The 14,492-nt window shown below is 61.6% G+C and carries 14 protein-coding genes and 1 tRNA gene; 12 read left to right on the forward strand and 3 right to left on the reverse strand.

The window, feature by feature from the left end; genetic code table 11:
- Nucleotides 1-16: 16 nt before the first annotated feature.
- Both K6T36_RS04085 and K6T36_RS04090 read left to right on the forward strand, forming a co-directional pair.
- Nucleotides 17-517 carry a phosphopantetheine adenylyltransferase gene (locus K6T36_RS04085; protein WP_222608171.1) on the forward strand — a complete coding sequence of 167 codons (501 nt, stop codon included), beginning with the start codon at nt 17-19 and terminating at the stop codon, nt 515-517.
- A 7-nt stretch (nt 518-524) separates the two neighbouring features.
- The gene (locus K6T36_RS04090; RefSeq protein WP_222922713.1) at nt 525-752 is read left to right on the forward strand and encodes a hypothetical protein; all 228 of its coding nucleotides are present in this window, start codon (nt 525-527) and stop codon (nt 750-752) included.
- A gap of 43 nt (nt 753-795) precedes the next feature.
- Here the strand turns inward: K6T36_RS04090 and K6T36_RS04095 are convergent, their stop codons facing one another.
- Nucleotides 796-1,104 (reverse strand): transcription initiation factor IIB family protein, encoded by a 309-nt coding sequence (locus K6T36_RS04095; RefSeq protein WP_222922714.1) that lies wholly within the window; start codon nt 1,102-1,104, stop codon nt 796-798.
- Nucleotides 1,105-1,187: 83 nt separating this feature from the next.
- Here K6T36_RS04095 and K6T36_RS04100 point away from each other — a divergent pair.
- From K6T36_RS04100 to K6T36_RS04135, 8 genes are all read left to right on the forward strand, one after another.
- A tRNA-Leu gene (locus K6T36_RS04100) sits at nt 1,188-1,272 on the forward strand.
- Nucleotides 1,273-1,319: 47 nt separating this feature from the next.
- Complete coding sequence (locus K6T36_RS04105; RefSeq protein ID WP_225935183.1) at nt 1,320-2,414, forward strand: tyrosine-type recombinase/integrase; 1,095 nt, start codon at nt 1,320-1,322, stop codon at nt 2,412-2,414.
- A 390-nt stretch (nt 2,415-2,804) separates the two neighbouring features.
- The gene (locus K6T36_RS04110) at nt 2,805-3,128 is read left to right on the forward strand and encodes a hypothetical protein (RefSeq protein ID WP_222922715.1); all 324 of its coding nucleotides are present in this window, start codon (nt 2,805-2,807) and stop codon (nt 3,126-3,128) included.
- Nucleotides 3,129-3,173: 45 nt separating this feature from the next.
- Entirely contained in the window at nt 3,174-4,817 is a 1,644-nt protein-coding gene (locus K6T36_RS04115; protein WP_222922716.1) for a hypothetical protein, read from the forward strand.
- Between the two features lie 651 nt (nt 4,818-5,468).
- Nucleotides 5,469-6,095 (forward strand): SHOCT domain-containing protein, encoded by a 627-nt coding sequence (locus K6T36_RS04120; protein ID WP_222922717.1) that lies wholly within the window; start codon nt 5,469-5,471, stop codon nt 6,093-6,095.
- 362 nt (nt 6,096-6,457) lie between these two features.
- Complete coding sequence (locus tag K6T36_RS19160) at nt 6,458-6,739, forward strand: HalOD1 output domain-containing protein (protein ID WP_222922718.1); 282 nt, start codon at nt 6,458-6,460, stop codon at nt 6,737-6,739.
- 921 nt (nt 6,740-7,660) lie between these two features.
- Nucleotides 7,661-8,473 (forward strand): diadenylate cyclase DacZ, encoded by an 813-nt coding sequence (dacZ, locus tag K6T36_RS04130; RefSeq protein WP_222922719.1) that lies wholly within the window; start codon nt 7,661-7,663, stop codon nt 8,471-8,473.
- Between the two features lie 3 nt (nt 8,474-8,476).
- Complete coding sequence (locus K6T36_RS04135; RefSeq protein ID WP_222922720.1) at nt 8,477-9,355, forward strand: mechanosensitive ion channel family protein; 879 nt, start codon at nt 8,477-8,479, stop codon at nt 9,353-9,355.
- Nucleotides 9,356-9,373: 18 nt separating this feature from the next.
- On the opposite strand, the gene K6T36_RS04140 is transcribed toward K6T36_RS04135, so the two are convergent.
- Nucleotides 9,374-10,009 (reverse strand): acyltransferase, encoded by a 636-nt coding sequence (locus tag K6T36_RS04140; protein WP_390182310.1) that lies wholly within the window; start codon nt 10,007-10,009, stop codon nt 9,374-9,376.
- A gap of 284 nt (nt 10,010-10,293) precedes the next feature.
- Nucleotides 10,294-11,580, reverse strand: coding sequence for a phosphoribosylamine--glycine ligase (gene purD, locus K6T36_RS04145; RefSeq protein ID WP_222922721.1), 1,287 nt, complete (start codon nt 11,578-11,580; stop codon nt 10,294-10,296).
- 144 nt (nt 11,581-11,724) lie between these two features.
- Between purD and K6T36_RS04150 the strand changes: the two genes are divergently transcribed.
- Together K6T36_RS04150 and K6T36_RS04155 are read left to right on the forward strand one after the other, a co-directional pair.
- A complete protein-coding gene (locus tag K6T36_RS04150) occupies nt 11,725-13,908 on the forward strand; it encodes a thioredoxin domain-containing protein (protein WP_222922722.1) in 2,184 nt (727 codons plus the stop codon).
- A 109-nt stretch (nt 13,909-14,017) separates the two neighbouring features.
- The gene (locus K6T36_RS04155) at nt 14,018-14,473 is read left to right on the forward strand and encodes a DUF5804 family protein (RefSeq protein ID WP_222922723.1); all 456 of its coding nucleotides are present in this window, start codon (nt 14,018-14,020) and stop codon (nt 14,471-14,473) included.
- Nucleotides 14,474-14,492: the final 19 nt, after the last annotated feature.

Consider the following 14,492-nt stretch of genomic DNA (forward strand, 5'->3'; position numbering starts at 1 on the left):
GCATCCACGGCCGGGTATGAACGTCGCGCTGGGCGGGACATTCGACCCGGTCCACGACGGCCACCGCGCGCTGTTCGAGCGCGCGTTCGAGCTGGGGGACCTCACCGTCGGACTCACCTCCGACGAGCTGGCCCCGAAGACACGCCACACGGACCGATACGTCCGCCCGTTCGCCGAGCGAAAGCGCGACCTCGACGACGAACTCGCGCCGCTCGCGGCCGAACACGACCGCGAGTACGAGATCCGCGAGCTCACGAAGCCGACCGGGATCGCCGTCGAGCCGGGCTTCGACGCGTTGATCGTCTCCCCGGAGACGCAGTCGGGGGCCGAGCGCGTCAACGAGATCCGCGAGCAGAAGGGGCTGCCGAGCCTCCGGATCGAGATCGTCGACCACGTGCCCGCCGAGGACGGCGACCGGATCTCCTCGACCCGGATCGTCCGCGGCGAGATCGACCGCCACGGAAATCTCACGCCCGAGCGCGAGGGTCGCGGGACCGAGCCGCCGGACGCGGAGTGACGGGGCGATGGCCGATGTCGACGCCGCGGTCGACTGGCTGACGCGGCGCTCGCGGGCGACGCAGCTGATCCTCGTCGGCGTCGTCGCCCTGCTGGTCGGGTATCAGGCGATCCGGTTCGGCGGGCGGGACCCGGGAAGCGAACTCGCGTACGTCGGCGGCGCGCTGTTTCTCCTCGGGCAGCTGGTCGGCTTCACAGGGCTGGCGTTGCTCGCGTATCGACTGCTCACGGAGTAGCGGAGACGCATCGCAACCCGCGCGAAGGAGAGACCCTACGTTCCTACCACGACGGCGGACGGAAGCCGGCGTCCTCGAGGACGTTCTTCCAGTGCTGCTGAACCGAGAGGCGGGTCACGTCCATCGCGTCGGCGACCGCGGTCTGCGGGCGTTCGTCGCCGGCGATGAGCGCGCCGGCGTACAGCGCGGCCGCGGCCATCGCGGGCTTCGACCGGTCCTCCTCGGGGACGGCCGAGAGGAACATGTCGGTCGCGTTCGAACGGGCCTCCGCGGACAGCTCCAGCGACTCGGCGGCCCGGTGGAGCCGCGAGAGCCACTCCTCGTGTTCCACCTCGTCGCTGGCGCGGTACACGTTGACGGGTTCGGGGTGGGCGGACATAAATCGTCGCCCGGGTCCGACAGCTACTTACGGCGATTCGGGATACTGTGTGGCGAGCGCGGGTAGCCAAGCCAGGCCAACGGCGCAGCGCTTAGGACGCTGTCCTGTAGAGGTCCGCCGGTTCGAATCCGGTCCCGCGCACTCGCTACCGCTCGTTTTCGGCTTGTCCAACAACGGCAAGACCCCAAATGAGCCTCGATAAACCGAATACGCTGGAACGCTGTCCCGATTTTGATTCGGACATGATGGAACCGAATAGAACAATCACAATCGTTCGCAAAGGTCAACGCGATTTCCTCACCGAGAAGGGTGCCGTGGACTACTACGAGTATCGCAAACCCTTCCTCACGTACCTGCTTCGGATGGGAAAAGATCCCGAAAAAGCGAAAGGATACTCTCCCTACACCGTCTGCCAGACCGGACACCGGACGGCACGCTTCGACTTGTGGGTATGGGAGAACCGTGGGGGCTACAAAGCTCCACCCGATCAAGAGGACGCACGCGCCTACATGGAGGAAGTTGCGTTCCGTGACGTAACTGAATCCACAAAGGGCAAAATCCTCGGTGCGCTCGGACGCTACTCGAAGTGGCTTCAACACAAGTACAACCGCGACGAGTGGGAGTTCAGTTGGAACTTCCAGTCTGGGGGAGGCAACAACGGCCCACGCGATTTCCTGACGAAGCCCGAACGTCGCAAGATTCGACAAGCTGCGCTCGGGAAGGACGGCACTCCTAACTACGGGACTGACGGCAACCCTCTCAAAGACGATCCAGATAGCTGGAAATTCACGTCTCTCGTCTGGACGAGTCTCGATGCCGGCCTTCGCCCAGTAGAAGTCGGGAACGCTCGGGTAAGCTGGTGTGAACCCGAGAACGCCCTACTACGCATCCCGAGAGAGGATTCAGCCAAGAACGAGGGAAACTGGACGGTGGGAATTACTGACCGCACAGCGACCGCGTTAGAGCAATGGATAGACGAACGATCTGACCATCCGAGGTACGCAGACACCGACAAACTCTGGCTCACTCGGCACGGGAATCGATATGGTTCCAACGAACTGAGTCGAATACTCAAAGACTTGTGCGAGCGAGCGGAGATTAGTTACCAAAATCGGCAGATGTCTTGGTACGCGATCCGCCACTCTGTTGGGACCCACATGACAAAAGAACGTGACCTTGCAGCTACACAGGCCCAGTTACGTCACAAGTCGGTGAAGACTACGCTCAAGTACGATAATGTCCCGGTTGAGGATCGGCGTGACGCACTCGATAACATGGGTTGAAATTGATTGAACTATTTTGCTGACGTACCTCAAATGTAGGCATCTCCAATCAAAGAGCAGGTGTGTCTCGTGGACAATGGTTATTATCTCTACTATATCCATTTGATCATCAACAAAATCGAAACTTTTATTTGCGAGTGGTACATTATTATCTAATTGAGGGAGATTGTCGCTTTTGGTACGTAGATGTCCTACAGAAAGTTCATACTCGAACGTCTCCAGCCCTCTGACGACATTCTAGAATTTCGCGCCTCGATATAGAGATACATATGCTGACTTTCGAGTCATACCTCTGTCGAACGTAAGTAGAATCTGAAACTGAAAACGGCATCTCCCTCATGACCTATGTCCTCAAAAAATCAAAATTCTGAGAGTTGTATCACAATCGAAATGCTGCGTACTCAGCTTTCTGAAGATCCCCGCCGCGAACCTCACGAGAAAGAAACAGCGTTGCATCTGGAAGGCGATGGCAGTCAGTTCTCGGTCACGTCGTTCAAAAGGGTGGTTTACGCGAAATTGCTCCAGCGGGACGAGTTCAGCGTAAAGCGCCTGCACGTAATTGATGATGACGGGCAGGATCACGCCGTGAACTCACTCGATGAGGCCGCAGAGCGTTCGCTAACCATCATCGGGGTGACTGGCCAGCTACCAGTTGGTGCTGTGAACATCGGGACGTCTCGGAACAGCAACAGCCACGCCGACCTCGTGAAGTAACTTTTCTCTCGTACCAACATCTCGATCTTCTAATAATAATTAGTCATGTCTTCGGCTGATAAGTCAACGACCAACACGCAAACCACGACCGTCCCCAATTGGGACGAACTACCCTGCGTTCAGTACGGATTCCGCTACGAGAAAGGGTCGGCTCGCGCTCCGAAACTCCGCACTATCTTCGAGCCGATCCCCGATGACGCCGCGACTGCCAGCCCGGTGTACGTTCTCACGCACGACCAGTACGAACGCCAACAGGGGTTTGAGAGCGGCTACGAAGTCAAAGGGATCACGTCGATAGCGACGGAACTCCAAGACGAGTGTGAGGCCGACGGCCGCGTTCTCTATCCGGTCCACATCGAGAGCGACGTGTACCATGAGGAAGGGGCGGCCACCCTTATCGAGTGGTTCCGCGAGTTTGTAGAAGACTACCTCGATGTACCGTTCAATACCTGTCGGCTGTACTTCTCGGGAAATCGTTCTATTCACGTCCATGTCCCCCGGTTTGTCTCCGGAGAAGACAACAGAGAACAGCTCAAGGAACTGGCTAAGTCCTTCTGCGAGGAGACGGATGCCGACCTTGATTTGGAGCTGTACTCTCGGAAGCGACTTTTCCGCCTTCCCGGCGTCGAACACGAGGAATCTGGCCTCTCGAAAGTCGAAATTGAATCAACATGGGATAATACCCGCATCGTCCGTGAATCCAGCGAGGTGAACCCGAGTATGTCGGCATCTTACGCGGATATTTTGTGGGAGGTGTTCGTCCAAGGAACGCTCACCCGCAAGACAGCTTCTCCCTCAACAGATAGGCCGGGGAATCTGTTTCAAGTGCTTGATCCCGAGAAGACTTTGCTGGAGATCACTCCGAAAGAGCAGGGAAACGGAATCGAAACTCCCCTCATTGAGCAGGTGGCGTATCCTGAAGATCCCGCTGACGTTCCGGAGTGGTCGATGTACAACACGAAAGAGTTCTCTCCGTATGCTCATGCGTCTGGAAATTCTCGAAGTGTCGCAGCGGTGCGCGTGAAAGGCGGGGAATTCGCTCGGAGAGACAAACGTGGTGGGGCGACAATGGTACCAGCGTACTTCTACGGTGCCATTGGGTGTAACGGCGAGTTCACAAAACAAGACGTACACGCGCCGCTCCAGTTGTCGAAAAAAGACTACCGCAAGTGGGACTACCAAGCCGGCGAAAAGGTAGTGATCATCGGCGGGAAAAGTGGGAGTTCTCGAATCTTCAGCGTTTCTCCGTGGGAAGCTACCGTGGTCGGCCACGCGCTTACAGACGATGAAGGCGGACGTGATAGCGTACTTAATTACCTCTCCGAGCAGGGATACAATGTTGGTGCGTCTGGTTCCGCGGGATCCGGCTCGAAGGGAACGACTGAGTCTCGGGCGGCGACTTCCGACGAGGAACCACAGACAATCTGGCCTGCACGAGAGAATCCACAGACCAAAGCAGAAGCACTTCAGCGGAGAGCCGAACAGAACGGCATTGACACACTCACACATAATGAGCGAATTCGTGTTGCGTGCCGCCATCTCCAGTACGGCTGGCAGCCAACATGGGATTGGTTCGAGAAGCAATTCGGATCCACGTTCAAGCCGGAGGTTACGTGGCAGTTCCTCAAAGGAATTGTCGAAGGCTTCGAGGAGTACAACGCCGTAGACGTCCCCCCGAAACCCACATAGACTGCGTCCACTCCACGGGAAACGTACCGAGTCTACATCTCTTCAGATGGTTCCACCACCTGTTCGTCAGTCCCCAATACACCACCACCAACAACACACCCTAAGTTATGTTGCGAAAACGCAGTACTGCAAGGGTCTGTGTTCACCGATCTCTCTATTAATACTTAAAAGAATCCCGAGCCACAACACTTCTCTTGATATACCATCCCTCGTAGTTCTTCGTAGAGTTCAGAATGGTTCTCTCGTAGTACCTCCACGTCAGTCGTGAGTCCGTCGTTGATCTTCCGCCGAATTCGAGAGATGATCACCCAATCCTTACGCCCTAACAGCAGGCTGGTCACATAACAAAGTGATGCTGATCTATGTTTTGAATGGCGAGTTGATATGATGAAAGTAAACCTGAATGGCTATTATAAACAAAACCCGAATTCTGAGGACCGTAGAGTAATATCCTTCAGGCAACGATGCTTTCCCCTCATGCAAGCCCAGCATGATGATGACGGTCTGTGAGAGACTAGAAAATCAAAGTTCTGAAGCAACTGATATCACCTCAAGGATACCGTTGGTATGCTCAAAGAGCGGGGGCCTTCTCTGACATAGTGATTATTTGACAATAATAACTATTAGCTGGGAGAGTATATTGCATCATTGATGGGTAACAGTCGCGAACATATTCAAGTAATCACCCCAGATAATAAATTATTTGCCAAATTAATCATACCTACTATGTCTGGAGGTAAATCAATTAGCCAAGTAGAAATGGGAAATATTTCAGGAGGATCTGTTACAAATGAAAGCCAGATAGACTATGTGAATAATCTAATCATACATCGAGATCATATTGAAATAGGAGTCATATTATTTGATAACTTTAACTGGAATATCACGGGAAGAATGAATGTAAAGACGGAGTCATCCCCAAATCGCACGATTAGGGTGGGAATGGAAAATGTCACAGAAATAAAAAGAGAAATGATAAAACATCATCCGGGCCTGATTTTTGAAACTGATGACCATGTATTTAACTTTAAGTTTGCCGAATCAATAAGTAAGTTCCAAAGTACCTCAAATTTTGATGAAACTATAATTAATGAGGCATATTATATGATAAAGAACCAAATGGGCGGCGGAAACTTCAAACAAGGAATTGAATCGGGTGAAGATAATCCGAAGGATAGCAGTCTAACTGACGAATTAGAGCGATTAAAACAACTCCATGATGAGGGAGATCTTAACGAGTCGGAGTACGAAAAAGCAAAAAATAAACTTTTGGAATAGACACCACCCATCAGGAAATACATCTACTTTTCTCGTTCAACCCCGCCACCCTCCACGTTCCGGGCTCGCTCGCTTCGCTCGCTGCGCGGGCTTTCGCCACGCACCGCAGTTCTCTGAAAGGCAAGGAACCGGCGCGCCGAGTGAAAACAGATCCGGTTTTATGAGGTAATCCGCGCCTGCATCGGAAATGGCATTCGCGATATCTGCTGTTGTTGTATTGGTAGGATGGTTTCATAGAACAGTTCCCGGACTTGGTTGGAGTGGTAAGTACAGAGATGCTATTGAGCGGAGAGACTGTTACCCACATCGTCAAAATGTACCCATAATAGGTGTCTTGGGAACCGTTTCAATAATGTTCTATAATGAACAATGACTTGCTCGGAGAAAGAAAAAAAACTGGAGAATACGATTGGGAGGAAGTTGAGCCGACAGTCGCCATTTTCGAATTGATTGCTAAATTCGAACATGAGGAGAATACAGAAACTGTACCTTTCCTCAATTTACCACTTCACACATATGTTGATACCGACGCCCTCACAACCCTTGTTCAGTCTAATGGTCTGGTTTCAATTTCCCTGAACATTTCCCATTACCATGTTCAGATTCACGGGAACACAGTCGAAATTACTACTGTCGAGGATTAACTGAAAGCATCCCTATCGCCAGTTCGCAGGTATACTTACCAGCAAGTTCGGCGATCCATACGGTGAAAATAACTACTGAGTGAATGGTTCTATGACGTCTTCAGATCATGCCTAAACGTAAGGAACATCCCACCTATATCTAGATCCCCAATCGCTGGAGCTTCCTTGAGTCTAGGAATCTCCAAGAGGGTTCAACATTCCCATCCCTGTCGGAAATTACTGGCCGCAAGGAACGTCGGCGCCGGCCCCATTCCGATATTCAAAATCTGCCAATTTCCTCGGGGCAAGGTCCTCATCGTCGCCGCGCAAGTCGCCGCTCATGTCACAACCACCCTCTAGGGCGGCTCAGAGGCCCATAGAGAAAGTTACTACCGTCGAGACAGCAGACAATCGCGATACTTGAGATCACTAACTGGGTGAAATTCACCCTCTAATGTGATTCGCGCTTAACGCTGTCCCGGTTGGGTTTTATATGTGATGCAGCCATTTGTGCTGGTAGACAAGACGAAAACGGGACGTACCACTCCGAAATTGGTGCGTTAGCGTGCCTACGCACGACTGCGCTTAGGACGCTGTCCTGTAGAGGTCCGCCGGTTCGAATCCGGTCCCGCGCAGTGAGGAGCGAAGCGACGAACGAGCAGGCACGGATTCGAACCCTGGGAGTCGCAGTGCGCGCAGCGAACGAAGTGAGCGAGCACAACCGTCTCCCTCCGGTTCGAATCCGGTCCCGCGCAGTGCGAGGTCGAACGAAGTGAGACCTCGACGGGCGAACGGGGAACGTAGTGACCCGTGAGCTGTGAGGAGCGAAGCGACGAACGAGCAGGCACGGATACGAATCCTGGGAGTCGTCGACCTCCGAACGCAAGACGGCCGCATGACGCTGCCGAAACCGATATGAACGCGCCCCGAAACGTTCACACAATGACTTCCTCGGCCGACCTCCTCGCAGACCTCGTCGCGGACGTCGACGGGGTGTTCCTCTTCGCACCGACCGGATCGACGTACGAGGACTACCGCGAGGTCGACGGGGAGTCGGCCGTCGTCGTCGCGCCGGAGAACGACCACGACGCCGAGCGCTACGTGGAGCTTCCGCTGGAGTTCGACAACGTTCGCGACCGGATCCGCTTCGGCGTCGAGGGCGCGATGGACCAGGGATACTGCGCGGAGGGCGACGTGGTCGCGTGCGCCGTCGGCGTGTTCGACGACCCGATCGACGGCGTGATCCGTACGTCCGTCACCGAGTCGATGCACTCCGGGATCTACGACCTCTTCGCCAACTCCCGCGCGGATCCGGCGGTCGTGCGCGACGTGTTCGACGTGGCGATCGAGCTCGGGAAGAAGGGCCAGAAGGGCAAGCCCGTCGGCGCGCTGTTCGTCGTCGGCGATGCGGGCAAGGTGATGAACAAGTCCCGGCCGCTCAGCTACAACCCCTTCGAGAAGAGCCACGTCCACGTCGGCGACCCCATCGTGAACGTAATGTTAAAGGAGTTCTCGCGGCTCGACGGCGCGTTCGTCATCAGCGACTCCGGGAAGATCGTCTCGGCGTATCGCTACCTGGAACCGGGAGCCGAGGGCGTCGACATCCCGAAGGGGCTGGGCGCGCGCCACATGGCCGGCGGCGCCATCACGCGCGACACGAACGCGATCGCCATCGTGCTCTCGGAGTCGGACGGGCTCGTCCGTGCGTTCAAGGGCGGGCGGCTCGTCCTCGAACTCGATCCGGAGGAGTACTGACGCATGATCGACCCACGTTTCACCCCGTCCGTCGAGCCTGCGCCGTCGACCGCGCCGAATGCGTTTGGCACCGTCTCGTCCGTTGCCCCGCCGTTACAATCTTCGATCGACGCGGTTCGATCGGCACTGCTGCGTCTCCCGGCGCGTCTCTGGCTGGCGCTCGGCGTGGTCGTGCTCGCCGCGTTCCTCGGCTATCTGGTCGTTCGCGTGAATCGCCGGATCCTCGTCGGCGCCGGCGTCCCCGAGACGATCGAGGGGACGGCGTTCGAACGGACCGCCCGCGAGTTCGGCACCTCGACGGTCTCGCTCGTCGCGAACCTCTCGGGGTACTTCATCTTCATCCTCGGGCTCATCGTCGCGCTCACCATCGCCCGGGTGGAGTACATCGCCGCCTTCTGGAACCGAACCGCCGGCTTCCTTCCGTCGCTGTTTCTCGCGATCCTCGTGCTCATCGTCGGCCTCGTCGTCGGCGACAAGGTCGAACTGCTGATCAACGACCGGCTCCGCGGGATAAAGCTCCCGCAGGCGGGGATCGTCCCGTCCGTCGCCAAGTGGTCGGTGGTGTTCATCGCGGTGCTCGTCGCGCTCGGACAGATCGGCGTCGACACCGCCGCGCTGGTCGTCCTGCTCGCCACGTACGGCTTCGCGCTCGTGCTGTTCGGCGGGCTCGCCTTTCGCGACCTGCTCGCCTCAGGTGCGGCCGGCTTCTACCTCCTGCTCGAACAGCCGTACAGCATCGGCGACCGCGTCCGCATCGGCGACACCGACGGCGTCGTCCAGGAGGTGAACGTGTTCGTCACGCACGTGGAAAGCGACGGCGCGGAGTACGTCGTGCCGAACCGACATGCGTTCACCGAGGGCGTCGTCCGGATCCGCGAGTAGAACGACCGGGTCGTCGTCTCAGCTCTCGTTCTCGTCGCCGTCACGCTTGTCGCCGTCACGCTCGTCCTCGTCACGCTCGACCGGCTCGGCCGGCACGCCCGCGACCGTCGCCCCCGGCGGCACGTCGTCGGCGACGAGGGAGTTCGCCGCGACCTGCGCGTCCTCGCCGATGCGGACGCCGGGAAGCACGGTCACCTTCGCGCCCAGCATCGCGCGGTCGCCGACGACCACGTCGCCGAGGCGGTACTCGTCCTGCAGGAACTCGTGACACAGCAGCACGGAGTCGTAGCCGACGATGGCGTCCTCGCCGAGGGAGATCCGCTCGGGCCAGAACACGTCCGGCGTCGCCTCCAGCCCCCACGAGACGCCCGAGCCGACGGTCGCGCCGAGGCGACGCAGGAGCCAACTCTTCAGCCGGAGGCTCGGGGAGACCCGGATCAGCCAGACGACGAGGTAGTTGATCGCCACCGTCACCGGGGATTTCGCGTCGGTCCAGTGGCGCAGGGAGTTGCGTCCGCCGGGCGTCGGGTGGCGCTCCAGTCGGTCGTAGCGGGCGGGCCGTTGGTTCCCGTCCCCGCCGATGTCGCCGCCAGCGTCGCCGGCGTCGTCGCCGGGGTCGCCTCCCCCGCCATCGACCTCGTCGTCGGTGCTCACACGGTGAGCGTCGTGACCGTCGATAATCAATCTCGTGCGTTCGAGGACGTGTGTTCGTGACCGATCGAAACGGGAGCGACAGCCGGACGAGGGTTCTTCACCGATGACGCGACCACCGTCGCCGTGCGGTGACTCACGCCTCGGACCGCGTCGCGAAACCGTGACGCGGGCGGTCCGAGCCGATCGCGGTCGCGTCACGTGTTCGCCATCATTCGTCCGTCAGCGGCGCGTCCTCGGGGAAGTCTCCCGACTGAGTCGGCGGCGGAGACGCGCCGATAGCCGCGCTACTCGCCGCGCAACTCGGCCATGTGGTCGATCCGGGACTGCACCAGCTCCGCCGTGCCGATGTCGTGGCGCACGTGGAACCCCTCGTCGACCATCGACAGCGCCGCCTCGGCGTCCGCCTCCGCGTCGGCGATGGAGTCGCCGAGGCCGACGACCGCGAACGAGCGCGAGGTCGTCGTGAACAGGCCGTCCTCGCGCTGGTCGACGCTCGCGTAGAAGAGGAGCGCGTCGCCGACGCTGGACTCGTGCACCTCGATCCGCGCGCCGGCATCGGGCTCGACCGGGTAGCCCGCGGGCACGGCGTACTTGCAGACGGTCGCCTCGCCGGAGAACTCTAGCTCCGGGAGCGCCTCGTCGTCGCGGGCGGCGGTGAGCACGTCGAGGAACGGCGTCGACAGCACCGGCAGCGTGTTCATCGCCTCGGGGTCGCCGAAGCGGGCGTTGAACTCCACCACCTTCGGACCATCCGCGCCGAGCATGAACTGGCCGTACAGCACACCCTTGTACTCGGGAAGGGCGTCGACGACTGCCTCGATGATCTCGACGGCGTCGTCGTAGTCCTCGTCGGTCATGAACGGGAGCGTCAGGTCGGTGTCTGTGTAGCTTCCCATCCCGCCGGTGTTGGGGCCCTCGTCGCCCTCGTAGGCGCGCTTGTGGTCCTGGACCGCGGGCGTGGTTCGCACCTCGCCGTTCGCGACGAACGCCTGAACGGTGAACTCCGCGCCGACGAGGCGCTCCTCTATCACCCACTCGTCCCACTCGGCGTCGAGGATGTACTCGACGGCCGCGTCAGTCGTGAGCTGGTCGCCGGTCACCCGGACGCCCTTGCCGCCGGTGAGGCCGACGGGCTTGACCGCCACGTCGCCGTCGTACTCGGCGACGTAGTCGGCGGCCGCCTCCGCCGAGTCGAACGTCTCGAAGTCGGGGTTGCCCGGGATGTCGTTGTCCGCCATGAACCGGCGCTGGAACGCCTTGTCCGTCTCAATTCGGGCCTCCTCGGCGCGCGGACCGAAGGTGTAGACGCCGGCGTCGTCGAGGGCGTCGGCGACGCCCGCCTCCAGCGCCGACTCGGGACCGATGACCGCCAGGTCCGCGTCGATCCGTTCGGCGTAGTCGACGATCGCGTCGGCGTCGCGCTCGCCGATCTGTTCGAACCCGTCCGCGACCGACGCGATCCCGGGGTTTCGATTGCTTGCGCAGGCGTACAGCGAGGCGTCGCCGTCGACCGCGCGGGCGATGGCGTGTTCGCGCCCGCCCCCGCCGACGAGGAGCACTGTCTCGGACATGGTCGAGTCGAAACTGCACGGGCGTGTAAACCTTACTCTCTGTGAGGGCGAGAGTGTGCGCGTTCGTGCATTCGAACCCGCAGTACGGGCGGCCGACGACCCGCGGCCGCCCCGCTTATCCGTCCCGCCGCCGACCGACCGGCAATGAGCGATCCGACGGCGCGAAACCGGCTGGACGAGGAGGCCAGCCCGTACCTGCGCCAACACGCGGACAATCCGGTCCACTGGCAGCCGTGGGACGACGACGCGCTCGCGGCGGCCCGCGAGCGCGACGTGCCGGTCTTCCTGTCGGTGGGCTACGCCGCGTGTCACTGGTGTCACGTCATGGAGGAGGAATCGTTCGAGGACGAGGCCGTCGCGGACGTGCTCAACGACGAGTTCGTCCCGGTAAAGGTCGACCGCGAGGAGCGACCCGACCTGGACCGGGTGTACCAAACCGTGAACCAACTGGTCAACGGGCGCGGCGGCTGGCCGCTCTCGGTGTGGCTCACGCCGGAGGGCAAGCCGTTCTACGTCGGGACGTACTTCCCGCGCGACGGCCGCCAGGGGATGCCCGGGTTCCTGGAGGTGTGTCGCAACATCGCGAACTCCTGGAACGACCCCGACCAGCGCGCGGACATGGAGGAGCGCGCCGAGCAGTGGACGGCCGCCGCCCGCGACGAGTTGGAGTCGACCGGGGACACACCCGGCGAGAGCGTGGCCGACGACGGCGCCGCGGCCGCCGGCGGTCCGCCCGACGCGGACGTGCTCTCGGACGCCGTCACCGCCGCGCTCCGCAGCGCGGACCGCGAGCACGGCGGCTTCGGCCGACAGGGCCCGAAGTTCCCGCAGGTGGGCCGGATCGACCTCCTCATGCAGGCGTACGCGCGCAGCGGCCGCGAGGAGCCGCTGAACGTCGCCGTCGAGACGCTCGACGCGATGGCCGACGGCGGGCTGTACGACCAGGTCGGCGGCGGCTTCCACCGCTACTGCACCGACCGCGAGTGGGTAGTCCCCCACTTCGAGAAGATGCTCTACGACAACGCCGAGCTGGCGCGCGTGTTCCTGGACGCCCACCGCCTGCTCGGCCGCCCGAAGTACGCCACCGTCGGTCAGGAGACGCTCGCGTTCCTCGACCGTGAACTCGCCCACCCGGAGGGCGGCTTCTACGGAACCCTCGACGCGGACTCCGGCGAGGGCGAGGGGGAGTTCTACGTCTGGACGCCGGACTCGGTCGCGGAGGCGCTCGCGGCCGCCGACCACGAGTTCGAGGCCGACGACGCGGAGTTGGTGTGTGACCGCTTCGGCGTCGACTCGGCGGGGAACTTCGAGGGAGGGACGACCGTGCTCACCCGCGCAACCCCGGTCCCCGAGCTCGCGGCCGAGTACGACCTATCCGTCGAGACGGTGCGCGAGCGGCTGATGCACGCGCGGACGGCGCTGTTCGACCACCGCGAGTCGACCCGCGAGCGCCCGCCGCGCGACGAGAAAGTGCTCGCGGGGTGGAACGGCCTCGCGATCTCGGCGTTCGCCGCCGGCGCACGCACGCTCGACGCCGGATACGCCGACCGTGGCGCCGAGGCGCTCGGGTTCGTCCGCGAGCACCTCTGGGACGGCGACCGGCTCAGCCGGCGCTACATCGAACGCGACGGCGACGCCGTCGGCGAGGGCGAGGTGAAGGGGAACGGCTACCTCGAGGACTACGCGTACCTCGGCCGGGCAGCCCTCGATCTGTACGGCGTCACGGGCGACGTGGACCACCTGGGGTTCGCGCTGGATCTGGGCCGGACGATCGTCGAGGCGTTCTACGAGGCGGACGACGGCACCCTCTACTCGACGCCGAGCGACGCCGAGGATCTCGTCGTTCGGCCCCAGGAGCCGACCGACGCGTCGACGCCCTCCAGCCTCGGGGTGGCGACGCGGCTCCTGCTCGACCTCGATCTGTTCGCGCCCGACGAGGAGTTCGACGCCGTCGCCCGCGACGCCCTCGCGACCCACGCGGACGGCGTGACGGCCTCGCCGCTGGAGCACGTCACGCTGGCGCTGGCGGCCGCGCGCGCCGAGAGCGGCCCCTTCGAGCTCACCCTCGCGTGCGAGGAAGTTCCCGCGGAGTGGCGCGACACGCTCGCGAGCCGCTACCTCCCCGGCGCCGTGGTCGCCCAGCGTCCGCCGACCGCGGAGGGCGTCGCCGACTGGGCCGACGACCTCGGACTCGCGGAGGTCCCGCCGATCTGGCGCGACCGCGACGCGCGCGACGGGACGCCGACGGCGTACGCCTGCCGCGACTTCACCTGCTCGCCGCCGAACCACGACCTCCGCGCGGCGCTGGAGTGGGCCGCCGGGGAGTGATGCGGCGTCGGTTCGGAGTCGCGAGGGTCGCCGCGAGCGGCCCCGTCACGGGTGTCGCCGGGGACGCGCGGAGCGTAACCGCTTTGCCCGGCGGCGGCGACGCGGAGGTATGACCACGGTCTGTCTCGTCGGCGACCCCGAGGCCGACCTGCGCTACGAGCTGCTCTCGCGGGAGACGGCGCGGGAGGCGCTCGCGACGTACGACCTCCGCTCCCCGTTCGAGAACTCGCTCGCGCTCCACACCGTCAGCCTCGGCGCCGCGGTGTCGCTGTGCAACGACCTCAACTGGTATCTCGTCCGCTTCGTCGACGAGGTGCTCATCGAGGAGCCGTCGATCACCGACGAGGAGTGGCTCTCGCGGACGCTGGCGACGGCCGTCCGCAACGACGCCGTCCGTCGCGAGGAGACCGACCGGTTCCTGAAGCTGTACGGGCTCGAGGAGGGCCGACTCGTCGAGCCGATGTACCTCGCGCGCAGCGACGACGCCGAGCTGCCGGAGTACGACCTGCGTGACGTGGACGAGACGGTCGGCGTGCGCGTGACGCGCGAGGAGTTCGAGGGCTGAATCGCGAGGGTACCCTCCT

Source organism: Halobaculum roseum (assembly GCF_019880245.1).
Lineage (GTDB): Archaea > Halobacteriota > Halobacteria > Halobacteriales > Haloferacaceae > Halobaculum > Halobaculum roseum.